General features: G+C 71.6%; 11 protein-coding genes and 1 pseudogene. 8 read left to right on the top strand and 4 right to left on the bottom strand.

What is annotated here, in order from left to right; genetic code table 11:
• Positions 1-18: 18 nt before the first annotated feature.
• Positions 19-600, bottom strand: a complete 582-nt coding sequence (locus ABZU52_RS07675; protein ID WP_354970271.1) for a TetR family transcriptional regulator — start codon at positions 598-600, stop codon at positions 19-21.
• A 106-nt stretch (positions 601-706) separates the two neighbouring features.
• Between ABZU52_RS07675 and ABZU52_RS07670 the strand changes: the two genes are divergently transcribed.
• On the top strand, positions 707-1,864 hold the full coding sequence (locus ABZU52_RS07670) for an FAD-dependent oxidoreductase (RefSeq protein ID WP_354970270.1): 1,158 nt from the start codon (positions 707-709) through the stop codon (positions 1,862-1,864).
• Here ABZU52_RS07670 and ABZU52_RS07665 read toward each other — a convergent pair.
• Positions 1,861-3,090, bottom strand: coding sequence for an MFS transporter (locus ABZU52_RS07665; protein WP_354970269.1), 1,230 nt, complete (start codon positions 3,088-3,090; stop codon positions 1,861-1,863). The genes ABZU52_RS07670 and ABZU52_RS07665 overlap by 4 nt on opposite strands.
• Positions 3,091-3,210: 120 nt before the next feature.
• Here ABZU52_RS07665 and ABZU52_RS07660 point away from each other — a divergent pair.
• The 4 genes and pseudogenes from ABZU52_RS07660 (at position 3,211) to ABZU52_RS07645 (ending at position 9,993) form a co-directional block, all read left to right on the top strand.
• A pseudogene (locus ABZU52_RS07660) lies at positions 3,211-4,993 on the top strand (HSP90 family protein).
• Between the two features lie 2 nt (positions 4,994-4,995).
• The gene (locus tag ABZU52_RS07655) at positions 4,996-7,881 is read left to right on the top strand and encodes a hypothetical protein (protein ID WP_354970268.1); all 2,886 of its coding nucleotides are present in this window, start codon (positions 4,996-4,998) and stop codon (positions 7,879-7,881) included.
• Between the two features lie 101 nt (positions 7,882-7,982).
• Positions 7,983-8,582, top strand: coding sequence for a TetR/AcrR family transcriptional regulator (locus ABZU52_RS07650; RefSeq protein ID WP_007454080.1), 600 nt, complete (start codon positions 7,983-7,985; stop codon positions 8,580-8,582).
• 73 nt (positions 8,583-8,655) lie between these two features.
• Complete coding sequence (locus ABZU52_RS07645) at positions 8,656-9,993, top strand: biotin carboxylase N-terminal domain-containing protein (protein WP_354970267.1); 1,338 nt, start codon at positions 8,656-8,658, stop codon at positions 9,991-9,993.
• A gap of 89 nt (positions 9,994-10,082) precedes the next feature.
• On the opposite strand, the gene ABZU52_RS07640 is transcribed toward ABZU52_RS07645, so the two are convergent.
• Positions 10,083-10,874 (bottom strand): hypothetical protein, encoded by a 792-nt coding sequence (locus tag ABZU52_RS07640; protein ID WP_354970266.1) that lies wholly within the window; start codon positions 10,872-10,874, stop codon positions 10,083-10,085.
• 883 nt (positions 10,875-11,757) lie between these two features.
• Between ABZU52_RS07640 and ABZU52_RS07635 the strand changes: the two genes are divergently transcribed.
• Positions 11,758-12,678 (top strand): hydroxymethylglutaryl-CoA lyase, encoded by a 921-nt coding sequence (locus ABZU52_RS07635; protein ID WP_354970265.1) that lies wholly within the window; start codon positions 11,758-11,760, stop codon positions 12,676-12,678.
• A 53-nt stretch (positions 12,679-12,731) separates the two neighbouring features.
• Here the strand turns inward: ABZU52_RS07635 and ABZU52_RS07630 are convergent, their stop codons facing one another.
• Complete coding sequence (locus ABZU52_RS07630) at positions 12,732-13,292, bottom strand: snapalysin family zinc-dependent metalloprotease (RefSeq protein ID WP_354970264.1); 561 nt, start codon at positions 13,290-13,292, stop codon at positions 12,732-12,734.
• A 161-nt stretch (positions 13,293-13,453) separates the two neighbouring features.
• On the opposite strand from ABZU52_RS07630, the gene ABZU52_RS07625 reads away from it, so the two are divergent.
• Positions 13,454-14,986 carry an acyl-CoA carboxylase subunit beta gene (locus tag ABZU52_RS07625; RefSeq protein ID WP_354970263.1) on the top strand — a complete coding sequence of 511 codons (1,533 nt, stop codon included), beginning with the start codon at positions 13,454-13,456 and terminating at the stop codon, positions 14,984-14,986.
• A gap of 64 nt (positions 14,987-15,050) precedes the next feature.
• Complete coding sequence (locus ABZU52_RS07620) at positions 15,051-16,199, top strand: acyl-CoA dehydrogenase family protein (RefSeq protein ID WP_354970262.1); 1,149 nt, start codon at positions 15,051-15,053, stop codon at positions 16,197-16,199.
• Positions 16,200-16,248: the final 49 nt, after the last annotated feature.

Raw genomic sequence — 16,248 nt, 5'->3', positions numbered from 1 at the left:
AGGTGGGAAAAGGTTGGGTCAGCTCGGTGGCGTTCCGGTCAGATAGTGCTGGAGGGTCGGCGCGACCCAGCAGACCAGCTCCTCCGGCGTGGTGTCCACCATGGGCGACAGCCGGACGATGTATCGGGTGAAGGCGAGGCCGAGGACCTGACTGGCCACCAGGCCGGCCCGGCGCGCGGTGAGCGTCGGGTCGGTGCCGAACCTGGCCACGGCGGCGGTGAGCTGGTCGGCGAAGATGCCGCGCATGCGCTCGGCCGCGCCGGGATTGGTGCTGGCGGCCCGCAGTAACGCCACCAGGGTCTCGTCGCCCTCCCAGCGGGCGAGGAAATGCCGGACCAGCACCTCGCCGAGGCGATCGGGCGGCACCGAGGTCAGGTCGGGCAGGCGTAGGTCGAACTCGGCCGCTGCCGCGAAGAGCCCCTCCTTGCTGCCGTAGTAGCGCATGACCATCGACGGGTCGATCTGGGCATCGGCGGCAATGGCGCGGATGGTGGCGCGCTCGTAGCCGTCCGCAGCGAAGCGTTCCCGGGCCGCTCGCAGGATCGCCGCCCGGGTGGCGTCGGAGCGGCGGGGCTGGGTCGACTGGGCGGACGGAACCATGCCAACGACCGTATGCCAACACTTGTTGACACGCAATCAGCAGGGTTCTAGCGTTGCCAACAAGTGTTTGCCAACATGTGTTGGCAACGGTCTTCTGGAGGTGGCCATGCTGCCCACGAGCACCGACGTCCTGGTGGTGGGCGCCGGCCCCACAGGTCTCGCCACCGCGTTGACGCTGGCCCGGCGCGGGGTCGAGGTGACAGTGCTGGACCGGTCGGCCGCGCCGCCGACAACCTCCCGCGCCGCCGTCGTGCACGCGTACACCCTGGAGGTGCTGGACCGGATCGGTGCCGCGGCGCCGCTGATCGCCCAGGCGGTGCGGACGCCGCGCTTCACCGTGCGCGACCGGGACCGGGTGCTCCTGTCGGTGCCGTTCCACGAACTGCCGTCCCGCTTCCCCTACGCGCTGCTGGTCTCCCAGGCGGTCACCGAGGCCGTGCTCACCGAGAAGTTGACCGAACTCGGTGTCCAGATAAGACGGTCGCGCCAGCTCACCGGGCTGAGCCGCGCCGGAGACGGCCTGCTCGCGCAGGTCGACGGGGAGGCGCTGCGCGCCCGGTTCGTGGTCGGCGCGGACGGCCTGCACAGCACCGTCCGGCAGTTGGCCGGCATCGGCTTCACTGGGAGCACCGACGAGGAGTCCTTCGTCCTCGCCGACGTGCGGGTGCGCAGCGTGCTGCCCCGCGACGAGGCGGCTCTCTTCCTCGCCCGCCCCGGGCCGCTGGTCTGGGCGCCACTCCCCGGCGGGGTGGTCCGGTTGGTCGCTGCCGTGGAGAACGCCCCGGCCGAACCGGACGCGGCCTACCTGCAAGCGCTGCTCGACGAGCGCGGCCCAGCGCGACGACCCGACCGGTTGACCGACGTGGTCTGGGGCTCCCGTTTCCGGGTGCACCACCGGATCGCCGACACCTTCCGAGCCGGGCCGGTGCTGCTGGCCGGCGACGCCGGGCACGTGCACAGCCCGGCCGGTGGGCAGGGCATGAACCTCGGCATCTGCGACGCGGTCGCGCTCGGCACCGCCGTCGCGGACGTGCTCGACGGTGGCCCGGAGACGCTGCTCGACGACTACAACACCCGGCAACGGCCGATGGCCGAGGACGTGATGAGCTTCGCCGCCGGGCTGACCAGGTTGGCCGGCACCTCCCCCGCCGGTCGGCCCGCTCGAGACGTGCTGCTCCGGCTGCTCGGTGCCGTCCCACCGGCCCGTCGGCGGATCGCGCTGCGCCTGTCCGGGCTGTCCCACCGGGAGCGAACGCCCAGCTAGACCGCGCCGCTGCGGCTCAGCACGCCGGGCGCGGCCGGCCGCAGTGCCCGCCATGCCACGAGCGTGACCAACGCGAACGTGCCCGCCGCCGCGCCCGTCACCGGCACCGTGCCGTACGCCGCGGCGGCCAGCCCGGCGAGCGCCGCCCCGAGCGGCGCGGTGAGCAGACCGACCATCCGCTGGGCCGCACCGACCCGGCCGAGCAGCTCGCTCGGCACGTGCCGCTGCCCGTACGACGCGCAGAGGCTGTTCCACACCACGGTGCCGGCGGCGAAGACGGCCAGCGCGATCCCACCCGCCACCGGATGCCGGGCCAGCGCGAAGCCGGTCAGCGCCACGGTCTCCACGGCCAGCACCACCCGTAGCGCCGGCACCGTGCCGAGCCAGGTGGCCAGCCGCCCCGCCCCGAGCGCCCCGGCCACGCCCCCGACGATGGCGGCGGCGGCGAACAGCCCGTACCCGGCCGGCGGCACCCGCAGCACGTCCAGCGCGTAGAGCACCAGCACCGCCATGATTCCGCTGATCGCCAGGTTGCTCGCGGCGGCGAGCACTGTGACCCGCCACAGAGTCCGGTGCGCCCGCAGCCAGCGCAGTCCTTCGACGATCTCGCTCCACACCGAGCCGCGCCGCCGGGCCGCCCCCGGACTGATGGCGGGAGCCGGATTGAGGGCCAGCACCAGCAGGGCGGCCGCCGCGAAGGTGACGGCGTCGAGGGCGAACGGGAGGGCCGGGGCGACAGCGAACAGGACACCGGCGGCGGGCGCCCCGAGGAAGCCACCGGCCACTGCGGACCCCGCCTGGAGCCGGCCGTTCGCCCGGGGCAGCGCGTCCGGCGGCACCAGCGCCGGGAGCAGCGCGAACGAGGCGGAGTCGAAGAGGGTGCCCAACGCGGCGAGCAGAAACGCCGCCACCAGCAACACCACGACGCTGACCCGGTTGAGCGCGACCACCACGGCCAGCGCCGCCACCACGGCCGCGCGTACCCCGTCGACCACTGCCATCGTCCGCCGCCGGTCCCAACGGTCCGCGTACACGCCGCCGAGCAGGCCGAAGAGCAGCGGCGGCAACTGTCCGGCCACTGTGACCGCCGCGATGACCCGAGGATCGCGGGTCACGGTCGCGGCCAGCAGGGCCAGCGCAGGGGTACGCAGCGCGTCCCCGAACCGCGACGAGACGGCGGCGGACCACAGCAGTCGGAAGTCCCGGCCCAGAGCGGAGGAAGTCATGCCGGCGACCGTGCCGGTTCGACCGGGTCGAGGGTCAAGTCGCTGCCAAAAGGGGGACCGCGCCTGTCGGTGATCATGGGTACGGTGGGCGCCGGCATCGGGACCGGGGAGAAATCAGGCGTGGATCACACTTTCCAGGTCGACCTGCGTGGCGTGGTTGATCTGCTCAGTCATCACCTCTACGGCAGCCCGCGGGTCTACGTCCGCGAGCTGCTCCAGAACGCGGTGGACGCGATCACCGCCCGGCGCAGGGTCGAGCCGGACGCGCCGGCGCTGGTCCGCATCGAACCCCCGGACAGCACCGGCGACGGCACGCTACGGGTGCACGACACCGGCATCGGCCTGACCGAGGCGCAGGTGCACGAGCTGTTGGCCACCATCGGTCGCAGCTCGAAGCGCGACGAGCTGGGCTTCTCCCGGCACGAATTCCTCGGTCAGTTCGGCATCGGACTGCTCTCCTGCTTCCTGGTGGCCGACGAGATCCAGGTGCTCACCCGGCACGGCGACAACCCCACGGTGCGCTGGACCGGGTACGCCGACGGCCGTTACGCGGTGACGGTGGCCCCGCCGGAGGCCGCCCGCGCCGAGCCGGGCACCACCGTCACGCTGGTGCCCCGCCGCGACGCGGACCAGTGGTTCACCACCCCGACCGTCACCGACCTGGCCCGGCTCTTCGGTGCGCTGCTGCCGGTCACCGTCCGCGTCGGCGACGTCGTCACCACCACCGGGGAACCGCCCTGGCCGACCACGGCGGGTGCGCCGCTGGACCGCGCGGCGTTGATCCGGTACGCCCGGGAAACCCTCGGCGTGGACCCGTTCGACGTACTGCCGCTGGCCGTGCCGGAGGCCGGGCTGACCGGCGTCGCCGTCATCCTGTCGACCCCGGTGAACCCGGCGGCGCGGGCCGGGCACCGCGTCTACCTCAAGCGGATGCTGCTCACCGAGAACGCCGACGGGCTGCTGCCGGAGTGGGCGTTCTTCGCGCACTGCGTGGTGGACGCGACCGAACTGCGCCCGACCGCCAGCCGGGAGGCCCTCTACGAGGACACCCTGCTGACCGCGACCCGGGAGGCCCTCGGCGACCAGGTACGCGGCTGGCTGGTCCGGCTGGCGCGGCACGACCCGCACCGGCTGGCCGAGTTCCTCCAGGTGCACCACCTCGGCGTGAAGGCACTGGCGCTGCACGACGACGAGATGCTCCGGCTGGTCGACAGGTGGTGGCCGATGGACACCAACGTCGGCACGCTCACCCTCGCCGAGTTCCGCGAACGCTACGGCGTGGTCCGCTACGCGGCGAGCCTCGACGAGTTCCGTCAGCTCGCCGCGGTGGCCGCCGCGCAGGACCTGGCGGTGGTCAACGCCGGCTACACGTACCGAGCTGATCGAGCGGCTGCCGGCGGTGGATCGCTCGGTGCTGATCGAGCGGTTGGAGCCGAGCGACCTCACCACCCGGTTCGACGCGCTCGACCCGCAGGTGGAGTTGGCGCTGCGACCGTTCCTCGCGGCGGCGCAGCGGGCCGTCGAGCGTTCCGGCTGCGAGGTGATCATCCGGGCGTACGACCCGGTGTCGCTGCCCGCGCTCTACCTGGTCAGCCGGTCGGCTGCGTTCAACGACCAGCTCGCGGCCAGCCGGGACCGGGCCGACGAGCTGTGGGGTGGGGTGCTCGACGCGCTCGCCGCCACCGCCCCGCCGGACCGTCCGCAGTTGGTGCTCAACCACCGCAACCCGCTGGTACGACGGGTTTCCCTGCTGAGCGACCCGGAGCTGATCGGTCTCGCCATCGAGGCGCTGTACGGGCAGGCGTTGCTGCTCGGCCACCATCCGATCCGCGCGGCCGACGCCGCGCTGCTGAACGATTCCTTCCTCGGCCTGCTCGGCCGGGCTGTTCCGGGACGGGAGTGAGCATGAGTGACGAGGATCTGTGGCGGGTGCTGCACGGCATCGCCGACATGCCGTACGGGGCGGGGCAGATCGCCGCGCTGGAGCAGCTGCTGCGCCGGGTGGACGCCGCCGACGACAGACACCTCGCGTTCGTCACCCGGATGCAGGCCACCACCGGCTACATCTACGGCGGTGAGCCGGCGAAGTCCTTCGTGACCTTCTCCTGGTGCCTCTCCGAGTTCGACCGGGACCCGCAGCCCTACCATCAGCGCCACCTGCACCAGTTGCTGTGGCACTTCAAGTACATGGTGTCCGGCCTGCTGAAGTTCCCCGAGGTGCCGTTGGACCGCACGTACGCGGTGCTGGACGACATGGAGCGGCGCTACCGGGCCGGCGGGCACAGCCTGCAGACCGTGCACAAGCACCGGTTCCGGGTCGCCGAGCACGTGGGTGACGCCGAGGCCGCCGCGCACTGGTACCGGCTCTGGCAGACCACCCCGCGTGACGAACTCTCCGACTGCGCCGGCTGTGATCCGACGAGCCAGGTGGGCTACCTCGCCGACACCGGGCGGGACGCCGAGGCGGTGGCGCTGGCCGAGCCGGTGCTGGCCGGTCGGCTCACCTGCACCGAACAGCCGCAGGCGATCCTCACCGCGCTGCTGCTGCCGTACCTGCGCACCGGGCGGGGTGACCAGGCGCGGGACGCACACCGGGAGGCGTACCGCCGGCTGCGCGGCAACCTCGCGGACCTGTGGGACATCGGGGACCACATCGAGTTCTGCACGCTCACCGGCAACGAGGCACGGGCGGTCGAGCTGGTCGAGCGGCACCTGGACTGGCTGGACCGGGCGCCGTCGCCGGCCGCCGCGATGCATTTCGCGGCGGCCTCCGCGGCCGCGCTGCGCCAGGTCGGCACGTCGGTCGTCTACCGCCGGGCCGCCGACGGCCGGCCGGCCGCCGAGGTGTCGGCGGCGACGTTGGCGGACGAGCTGGCCGAGACCGCGACCGGTCTGGCCGCCCGCTTCGACGCTCGTAACGGCACCACCCACCAGTCGGAGTGGATCGCCCGTCGGCTGGCCGTGCGGGCCAGCGGTGAGCATGTGCCGCTGTCGGCGAGCGTCCGCCGCCGCCCGAACCGCCCGACCGGGGACGAGCCGATCGTCGGGCCGGGCACACCAGCGTCGTCCGCCGACCGGGCCGAGCGGGTGCGAACGGACAAGACGGAACGGTCTGCGGTGACCCTGCCTGACGACGCCGGCCCGGACGATCTGCTGGACCTCGCCGAGCAGAGCTGGGGCCGGCACGACCGGGCCACCTTCCGGGCGGCGCTGATCGCCTTCGACGACCGGTTCGGCTCCGCCGAGCTGCCCGCGCGCACGTCCGCACACCGGCTGGCGCTGCGCGCGTCGGAGCGCGGCGACGAGGACGACATCGAGGGTGCGATCACGCTGAATCGGGCGGCGTTGGAGCTGTACCGGGAGGCGGGCGACGAGGTGGCCGGCCAGACGGTCGCCGGGCGGCTCGGTGTGCTGTTGACCCGGTCCGACGAGGACGGCGAGGAGGGGCTGCGGCTGGTCAGCGAGGCGGCCGAGGTCCTCGACCGGCTCGGCGACGCCCGGCAGCGGGCGGCCGGACACCACCGGGTGGCGTTGGCGCTGCTGCACCGCGAGCGTTGGGTGGACGCGCTCGCCGCACTCGACGGAATACCGGCCGACGCGGGCGACGACCGGCACCTGGCGGCCCGGATCGCGCTGCACCGGGGGCACCTGCTGGAGCAGTTGGACCGCGTCGACGAGGCCCGCGCCGCCGTCGACGAGGCGCGCCGGATCGGCCGGGAGTTGGGCGTCGGCGAGGTGGTCACGGGTGCCTGCCTGGCGTACGCGCGGCTGGTCGACGATCCGGCGGACGCCGTGGCCGCCTGCGACGAGGCGTTGGAGTCGGCACCGGCGGACGCGGAACTGCCGGTCCGGGTCGCCCGCGCCCGGGCGTTGTTGTCGGCCGGCCGGGCCGTCGACGCGGTGGACGACTTCGTCGAGGCGGTGACGCTGTGCGTGGAGCGGGGCGCCGAGGGGGACGCGTTCCTGCGGTGGGAGCTGGCGAACGCGTACCGGATGGTGGGCCGGCTCGCCGAGGCCGCCGAGGTGGCCGAGGAGGCCGTGCTCGGTCTGGACCGGCTGGGCGCCCAGGCGGAGGCCGACCGCTGCCGGCATCTGCTGGCCGGCGTCTACGCGGGGCTCGGTGAGACCGACCCGGCGTTGGCGTTGCTGGCGCAGTTGGCCAGCAACCTGGATGGACCGGACAACCTTCCGTACCGGGCGCAGGTGCTGGAGGAGGCCGGCGGGGTCCTCTACGACGCCGACCGGGACGCGGCGGCGGGCGAGCGGTTCGCCGCCGCGGCTGAGGCGTACCGGCTCGGTGACCTGCCGCTGGACGAGCTGCGCGCCCGTCGGCGGGAGGCGTACGCCTGGTTCTGGGCCGACGACCGGGATGCGGCGTTGCGCGCCGTCGAGGTGGTGGACGGGTTGGCGGCGAAGCTGGCCGGGCAGGACGAACCGGCGGTGCTGTACGAGCTGGCGATGGCGGCCGAGGCCGGGGCGCGGGTGCTCACCCGGGAGGATCGACTGGACGAGGCGTTGGGCCGGCTTACCGGGGTGCCGGACCGGTTGCGGTCGATCGAGGCGTTCGGTGAGGCCGCCCAGGTGGAGGCCCTCATCGGTGAGCTGCTGCTGCGTCTGGAACGGCCGGCCGAGGCGGAGCCGCTGCTGCGCCGCGTACTCGGTGGGCTGCCGGCCGGATCGCGGCAGGTCCGCCAGACGGCCTGGCTGCTGGCTCGGGTGCTTGATCTGCTCGATCGGCCCACGGAGGCGGCCGCGCTGCGCACGGAGCACGACCTGGACCAGGACGACTGATCCGGGCTGGCCGCCCCTGGCCGGGTCAGGGGCGGCCGGACCCGGAGTGGGCGGAACTGACCGGTAACCATCGCGGGCATCTTGCGGTCTAGGCTTGCCCGGTGACGGTGGAGCAGCAGGCACGGGGTGCGGCGGGTGCGGGCCGGCGCAGGTCCCGCAAGGACGAGATTCTGGAGATCGCGGTAGGTCTGTTCGCGGCGCGTGGCTATCACGGCGTCTCGATGGACGACATCGGCGCGGCCGCCGGGGTCACCGGTCCGGCGCTCTATCACCACTTCGCCGGCAAGGAGGCGATGCTGGCCGCCGCGCTGATCCCGGTCAGCGAGGGGCTGCTGGCCGGCGGGCGGGAACGCGCCGCCGGGCACCCGGACGACCCGCGCGGCGTGCTGGAGTCGCTGATCGACTTTCACGTCGAGTTCGCGCTGGCCAACCCGGCGGTGATCGCGTTGCACCTGCACGAGCTGGACCGCCTGCCGGAGGAGCCGCGCCGGCGGATCCGCCGCCTGCAGCGGATGTACGTCGAGGAGTGGGTGACTGTCCTCACCGCCCTGCACCCGGGGATGCCCGACGGTGAGGCGCGGGTGTTGGCGCACGCCGCGTTCGGCCTGATGAACTCCACCCCGTTCCTCGGTGGCGAGGTGGACCGGCGACGCCGCGCCGAGCTGCTGCGCGGAGCGACCCTGGCCGCGCTGCTCGCCTGAGCCCCGGCTCGTCAGGAGTGGGCCGGTCATGATTCCCTGGCATCGTCCCAACATCCGGACGCCGGGAGGAAACATGATCGAGTCACTGCTGGTCGCCAATCGGGGCGAGATCGCCCGCCGGATCATCCGGACCGCCAAGCGGTTGGGCATCCGCGCGATCGCGGTGTACTCGGAGGCCGACGCCGATCTGCCCTTCGTCGCCGAGGCCGACGAGGCGGTCCTGATCGGCCCACCGAACCCGGCGCAGAGCTACCGCAACGCCGAGGCGATCCTCGCCGCCGCGAAGGCGACCGGCGCCCAGGCCATCCACCCCGGCTACGGGTTCCTGTCGGAGAACGCCGACTTCGCCCGTACCGTCGAGGCCAGCGGACTGATCTGGGTCGGACCCGGCGCGGACGCGATCAGCGCGATGGGCGACAAGATCAATGCTCGGAACCTGATGGCGGCGGCCGGCGTGCCGGTCGCGCCCGGCACCACCGACCCGGCCGCCGACCTGGACGCGGCGGTGACGGCCGCCGCCGAGATCGGTTACCCGGTGATGGTCAAGGCCGCCGCCGGCGGTGGCGGCATGGGCATGGGCGTGGCCGTCGACGAGGCCGCGCTGCGCACCGAGTACGACAAGGTGCGCGCGTTCGCCGAGCGGATGTTCGGCGACGGCTCGGTGTTGATCGAGCGGTACTTTCCCCGGGTACGGCACGTCGAGGTGCAGATCCTCGGGCTGGCCGACGGCCGGGTGGTGGCGCTCGGCGAGCGGGAGTGCTCGGTGCAGCGGCGCAACCAGAAGCTGGTCGAGGAGTCCCCGTCGCCGGCGGTCGCACCGCAGTTGCGGTCCCGTCTCCTGGCAGCGGCGGTACGCGCCGGCGAGGCGGTCGACTACCGCAACGCGGGCACGGTGGAATGTCTGCTCGACCCTACTTCCGGTGACTTCTTCTTCCTGGAGATGAACACGCGCCTTCAGGTGGAGCACCCGGTGACCGAGTACGTCTACGGCGTCGACCTGGTCGAGGAGCAGTTGCGGGTGGCCGCCGGGCTGGCCCCGACGTTCGACCCGGACGCGCTCGCGCCGAGCGGGCACGCCATCGAGATGCGGATCAACGCCGAGGACCCGAAGCGGTTCCTGCCCGGCCCCGGCGTGATCAGGACGTGGGTGGAGCCGACCGGCGAGGGGGTCCGGGTGGACTCCGGCTACACCGGGGGCAACACGGTCACCCCGTTCTACGACAGCCTGCTGGCCAAGCTGATCGTCACCGGCGCGACCCGCGAAGAGGTGCTGGAGCGCGCGCGGAACGCGGTCGCGGCGTTCCAGATCGAGGGCCCGAAGAACAACGTCCCCTTCTTCGCCGAGCTGCTGGAGAACGAGGAGTTCCTGTCCGGCGCCTACGACACAGCGATCGTCACCCGCATGCGCTGACCCCACCGTTCCCGGTGATCAAGAGGTTTGCGTCATCCGTGGCCGGAATTCTGACGCAAACCTCTTGATCAACGTTGGCGCGGGGCCCGTCAGCGGTACCTGGGTAGGTTGTGCGGGTCGTCGACCTTGTGCCAGGGCTGGTCGGTCAGGTGGGGAGGCTCCCCTCGACTCTGCCCGGGTAGGCCGGGGAAGCCGGTGTCCAGCCGCGATGCCCGGTAGTGGCCCGGCGCCGAACCGCCGGCCCGGAAGTGTCGGGCGTTGGGTGCGCCGGTGGACGGATCGCGCTGTCTCGGTACGTTTTCCGACGTCGGGCCGGCGTCCAGGTGCCGAGCCGCGATGGCGGTCCGCAGCTCGCTGACCTCCACCATGCAGGCCACCAGTCGCTCCTTCAACTCGTCGACCTCCTGGCGCAGCGACCGTGCGGTAGCCGGATCGTCGAGCGTCCCGGTGCCATCCTCGGCCTCGGGGCGGTCTCCGGTCGGTGGTTTCTCGCCGCGGGCCAGCTCGTACAGCTCGGCGAAGTACGCCAGCCGCTGCCGTTGGAGCTCCTCCGGTACCGCGTGCTTCACCACCAGCATCACCGTCTGCCAGGGCGGCCCCTTGCTCTCGGCGGTGAAGTGCCGCGACAGCTTCTTGCGCAGCAGGCGGGACTGCTTTCTGGCCCGGCTGGCCCGGTCGGGACCGGAGGTCGGCGGGTGGATCCGGTCCGCCAGCCTCTGCCAGGTGTCGACCTGCCCGATCTCGGCCTCCACGGCTTCGCGGACCGCCAGCGTGTACGTCGCGACGGCGGGGTTGCGATAGCGCTGCGCGTGTTGCGCTTCGAGTTTCGATCGTGAGGCGAGTCGGCGTCTCTGGGTGGGTTCCTCTGCTCCGTTGCTCATGTCTCTCCTTTTTATCCCGGTGGTCATCTCGGTCCCCGCAATGGGCTGGTCATGTGGGTCCTTCCAAGAGCGCACATGACTCGGACCAGTATTTGTACCGCCTCCGATCAACAGAGCGGGTATTGCGGGCTGTGTCGCCAGTCAGATTCTGGCCGGGTTGCTGGCCGGGGCGCAGCCCTTGTGCCGGAAGCGTTCCGGCTCGGTCCTGGTTGGACTTTCGCTGCTCCATCGGTTTGGCCGGGGTGGCCGGTCGAGAACCCGGTCAGAAGATCGTCCGGTCCGCCGGATCGCGTCGTTGTCGTAGTCGATGGGAGACAACATTGTTCGTTGATCGCGGGATCAATCGTGGAAGTTCCACCGAACGACAATCCCACGACAATTGTCAACCGACGCTGGAGAGGAAGGCAGATGAACGGTAATTCGGTGCGACCGCCGAACACGGGACGACGTATTGTCCGAACTCTGCGGAAAATGTCGCTCAGCACCGAGGGTGCTGCCGTGCTGGCCCTGTTCGTGGGTCGGGAGGACGCCGCCGCGTGCGCCGGCGCCCTCTCGACCGCACTCCGATGCGCTGCGGAGCTCTTGGAAGGACCGTCGCAGCGCTGACCACCGGAGGCGTCCGGACGGTGGGGTCGAGCCGATGGCCGACCCCGCCGTCCCGCCGGATCCAACGTAGCCACCCGGCCGCCCGCAGTTCCATGGCGCTGCCGGTGATGGCATCCTTCTGGCCTGATTCATCCGCCGAAGGGTGGTCCGGCGCTGGCTGAAAGGGCCACCCCGACGGGCGGCCATCGCACATCGTGTCCGTACCACCCTCGACGCTGGCGGTTATGCGGGCCGGTGTCGCTACCGTTGCCCACCAGAGCAGACAGTGAGGTGACCCATGGCGGAACTGCCAGACTCCGTGTCGATCCGCGAAGTCGGACCGCGCGACGGGCTCCAGAACGAGGAGCCGATCCCGACCGACGCCAAGGTGCGGCTGCTCGACGCGCTCTCCGGCACCGGCGTACGCCGGATCGAGGCGGTGTCGTTCGTGCACCCGAAGGCGATCCCGCAGATGGCCGACGCCGACGAGGTGTGGCAGCGGGCCACGAAGGTCGACGGGGTGCGCTACTCGGCGCTGGTGCCGAACACTCGCGGCGCACAGCGGGCCCTGGCCGCCGGTTTCGCCGAGATCGAGGTGGTGGTGTCGGCCAGCGACACACACAACCGGCGCAACGTCAACCGCTCCACCGACGAGTCGCTGGACGACATCGCCGAGCTGATCGACCTGCTGCACGGCGCGTCCGCGCAGGTCGAGGTGATCGTGGCGACCAGCTTCGGATGCCCGTACGAGGGGGACGTCGACCCGTTGCGCGTCGCCGGCATCGTGGACCGGGTGGTCCGCGACGGCGCCGACCGGGTGGCGTTCGGCGACACGACCGGCATGGGCACGCCGCGCCGGGTCCGTGAGCTGCTGACCGCGGTACGCGACCGCAACGCGCACGTGCCGGTGCTGCTGCACTTCCACAACACCAGGGGTACGGCGCTGGCCAACCTGCTGACCGCGCTGGAGCTGGGGGTGACCGAGTTCGACGCCAGCGTCGGCGGCCTGGGCGGCTGCCCGTACGCGCCGGGGGCCAGCGGCAACCTGGCCACCGAGGAGGCGGTGCACATGCTGCACGACATGGGCATCGACACCGGCATCGACCTGGCGGCGCTGATCGAGGCGGCCGAGCTGGCCGAGGACCTGCTCGGCAAGACGCTGCCCTCCGGCGTGCTGCGGGCGGGCCCGCGTACGCGACTGACGCCGATGCCGAGCTGAAAACGCGCCGGAGGGGCCGGCGCGACGCCGGCCCCTCCCACGAACCAGTTCGGTCAGCCCACCGTGGTGAGCGCCGCCGGCCAGCTGTCGCGGAAGATGTCCGCGCTGCGGTCGGTGGCGCTGAACGTGCCGGCGAACAGGCTGCTCACCCGGTTCGCCTCGGCGGTGCTCGGGTACGGGTTGGTGCAGCTGGTGCCGGCGCTGCCGCCGGACATCAGGATCGCGCAGTTGCCGTTGTAGTTGTCCGGCAGGCCGAGGATGTGCCCGATCTCGTGGGTCATGATCCGCAGCGGGCTGTACTGCGCCGCCTGCTGGGTGTCGATGTAGACCCGGCCGTTGCCGAGGCTGGTCCGCACGGCGTAGGAGCCGCCGCCGGTGATCTGGTAGATCCGCAGGTTGGAGCCGCAGTTCGCGGTGAGCGTCAGGTTCGTGGTGGCGTTGTTCCAGATCGAGGCGGCCTGGTTGGCGGTGCCGGCGTAGGCGCCTGCCTGGCTGGTGTTGTAGCAGATGGTCATGGCGGCGGACGCGGGCGCGGGGTTGGCGACCGTGACGCCGAGGGTGGCAACTGCCGTCGCGACGAACGCGACAGCGAGCCGACTGAGTCGTGAGGTCATCGCTGACTCCTATCCGAGAGGGGTGCCAGGAGCCTAGCCGTAGAGATTAATAGATTTCAATGCCTCAATCGGAGGGGCGCTGATTGGTCGTGGGTCGCCGAGGGGCGCGCGAATGCGATAGCCTAACGATCGTTCAGGTCAACACGGGCGAGGGAGTCAGCGTGACGCTCGACGGTGAGGCGCTGGAGCAACTGCGCAAGCGGGCCCGATCCGGCGGCGCGGACAAGTACCACGCGGCCAACGCGGCCAAGGGCAAGCTCTTCGCCCGTGAGCGGGTCGCGCTCCTGGTCGACGAGGGCTCGTTCGTCGAGGACGGGCTCTACGCCAACGCACTCGCCGACGGGTTGCCCGCCGACGGCGTGGTCACCGGCACCGCCACCATCGACGGCCGACAGGTCTGCCTGATGGCCAACGACTCCACAGTCAAGGCCGGCAGTTGGGGCGCCCGTACCGTCGAGAAGATCATCCGGATCATCGAGCGGGCCTACGGCGCCGGAGTCCCGATGGTCTACCTGGTCGACTCGGCCGGTGCCCGGATCACCGACCAGGTCGATCTCTTCCCCGGCCGACGCGGCGCCGGCAAGATCTTCTGGAACCAGGTCCGCGCCTCCGGCTCGATCCCGCAGGTCTGCGCGCTGTTCGGTCCGAGCGCCGCCGGTGGGGCGTACATCCCGGCGTTCTGCGACGTGGTGGCGCTGGTCGACGGCAACGCGAGCATGTATCTCGGCTCCGACCGGATGGTCGAGATGGTCACCGGGGAGAAGACCACGCTGGAGGCGATGGGCGGGGCCAAGGTGCACACCGCCGAATCCGGCGTCGGGCACTTCCTCTGCAAGACCGAGGCCGACGCGCTCGACGTGGTGAAGACCTACCTGTCGTACCTGCCGGCGAACTGGACGCAGGCGCCGCCGGCCGCCCAGGCGGTCGCCGCGCCCGCGAAGGCCGACCTGGCCGCGCTGGTGCCGGCCAGCGAGCGGCAGGCGTTCGACATGCGACGGTACGTCAAGGGCCTGCTCGACGAGGGTTCCTTCTTCGAGATCCAGGCGCTCTGGGCCAAGGAGCTGACCATCGGCTTCGGCCGTCTCGACGGGCAGGTCGTCGGCGTGGTCGGCAACAACTCGATGTTCAAGGGCGGCGTGCTCTTCGTCGACTCGGCCGACAAGGCGACCCGGTTCGTGCAGCTCTGCGACGCGTTCAACGTGCCCCTGCTCTTCCTCAGCGACGTTCCCGGCTTCATGGTCGGCAGCGCGGTGGAGAAGCAGGGCATCATCCGGCACGGCGCCAAGATGATCACCGCGATCTCCGAGGCGACCGTCCCGAAGATCTGCGTGGTGGTCCGCAAGGCGTACGGCGCGGGCCTGTACGCGATGGCCGGCCCCGGTTTCGAGCCGGACGCGACGATCGCGCTGCCGACCGCGAAGATCGCCGTGATGGGCGCCGAGGCCGCCGTGAACGCCGTCTACGCCAACAAGATCGCGGCCATCGAGAACGAGGACGAGCGGGCCGCCTTCGTGGCCGCCAAGCGGGCCGAGTACGAGCAGGACATCGACGTCGTCCGGCTCGCCAGCGAGCTGGTGGTGGACGCCATCGTCGAGCCGCACGACCTGCGCACCGAGCTGGTCCGTCGATTCGCGGCGGCGCGTACCAAGGACCGCACCTTCTCCCGCCGCCGGCACGGCGTCACCCCGGTCTGACCCGCACAGCCACCCCTTTCGGCGTCACGAGCGTCGAGGGCACCGTCCCCACCAGGAGGATGAGATGGACTTCCGGCTCACCGACGAACAAGCGGCGCTGCGGGAGAGCGTGCGGGACTTCGCCCGCGAGGTGGTCGCCCCGGTGATCGCCGAGCACTACGAGCGGCACACCTTCCCGTACGAGGTGATCCGGCAGATGGGCAAGATGGGCCTGTTCGGCCTGCCCTTTGACGAGGAGCACGGCGGGATGGGCGGCGACTACTTCGCCCTGTGCCTGGCCCTGGAGGAGCTGGCCCGGGTCGACTCCAGCGTGGCGATCACGTTGGAGGCGGCTGTCTCGCTCGGCGCGATGCCGATCTACCGCTTCGGCACCGAGGAGCAGAAGGCCACCTGGCTGCCCCGGCTGCTCAGCGGCGAGGCCCTGGCGGGCTTCGGGCTCACCGAGCCGGGCACCGGTTCCGACGCCGGTGGCACCCAGACGCGGGCGGTGCTGGACGGCGACGAGTGGGTGATCAACGGGTCGAAGGCGTTCATCACCAACTCGGGCACCGACATCACGGCCATGGTCACTGTCACTGCGGTGACCGGCACCAACCCGGACGGCTCCAAGGAGTTGTCGACGATCATCGTGCCCACCGGCACGCCCGGATTCACTGTGGCGCCCGGGTATTCCAAGGTCGGGTGGACCGCCTCGGACACCCACGAGCTGACCTTCGACGACTGCCGGGTGCCGGCCGCCAACCTGCTCGGCGCCCGGGGCCGGGGTTTCGCGCAGTTCCTGCGGATCCTCGACGAGGGCCGGATCGCCATCGCCGCGCTGGCTGTCGGCCTCGCCCAGGGCTGCGTCGACGAGTCCATCAAGTACGCGAAGGAGCGGCACGCCTTCGGCCGGCCGATCGGCGACAACCAGGCCATCCAGTTCAAGATCGCGGACATGGAGCTGAAGGCGCACACCGCCCGGCTGGCCTACTACGACGCCGCCACCCGGATGCTGGTTGGCGAGCCGTTCAAGCGGCAGGCCGCCATCGCGAAGCTGCACGCCAGCACGATCGCGGTGGACAACGCCCGCGACGCCACCCAGATCCACGGCGGGTACGGCTTCATGAACGAGTACCCGGTGGCCCGGTTCTGGCGGGACTCCAAGATCCTGGAGATCGGCGAGGGCACCAGCGAGGTGCAGCGCATGATCATCGCTCGGGATCTGGGTCTCTGAGTGATCCACCCGAATTGATCGGCCAGTCGTTCCGGACGGTCTGTCCGGA

It is taken from the genome of Micromonospora sp. NPDC005220 (assembly GCF_040607895.1).
GTDB lineage: Bacteria > Actinomycetota > Actinomycetes > Mycobacteriales > Micromonosporaceae > Micromonospora.
Note: the sequence above shows the minus strand (reverse complement) of the source record. Positions and strands in the feature narration are given on the sequence as shown.

Bases quoted from the DNA above. Each gene is read 5' to 3' on its own strand.
- ABZU52_RS07635 (WP_354970265.1), top strand. From the start codon at position 11,758: ATGGCGGAACTGCCAGACTCCGTGTCGATCCGCGAAGTCGGACCGCGC.
- ABZU52_RS07640 (WP_354970266.1), bottom strand. From the start codon at position 10,874: ATGAGCAACGGAGCAGAGGAACCCACCCAGAGACGCCGACTCGCCTCA.
- ABZU52_RS07645 (WP_354970267.1), top strand. From the start codon at position 8,656: ATGATCGAGTCACTGCTGGTCGCCAATCGGGGCGAGATCGCCCGCCGG.
- ABZU52_RS07670 (WP_354970270.1), top strand. From the start codon at position 707: ATGCTGCCCACGAGCACCGACGTCCTGGTGGTGGGCGCCGGCCCCACA.
- ABZU52_RS07665 (WP_354970269.1), bottom strand. From the start codon at position 3,090: ATGACTTCCTCCGCTCTGGGCCGGGACTTCCGACTGCTGTGGTCCGCC.
- ABZU52_RS07655 (WP_354970268.1), top strand. From the start codon at position 4,996: ATGAGTGACGAGGATCTGTGGCGGGTGCTGCACGGCATCGCCGACATG.
- ABZU52_RS07630 (WP_354970264.1), bottom strand. From the start codon at position 13,292: ATGACCTCACGACTCAGTCGGCTCGCTGTCGCGTTCGTCGCGACGGCA.
- ABZU52_RS07620 (WP_354970262.1), top strand. From the start codon at position 15,051: ATGGACTTCCGGCTCACCGACGAACAAGCGGCGCTGCGGGAGAGCGTG.
- ABZU52_RS07675 (WP_354970271.1), bottom strand. From the start codon at position 600: ATGGTTCCGTCCGCCCAGTCGACCCAGCCCCGCCGCTCCGACGCCACC.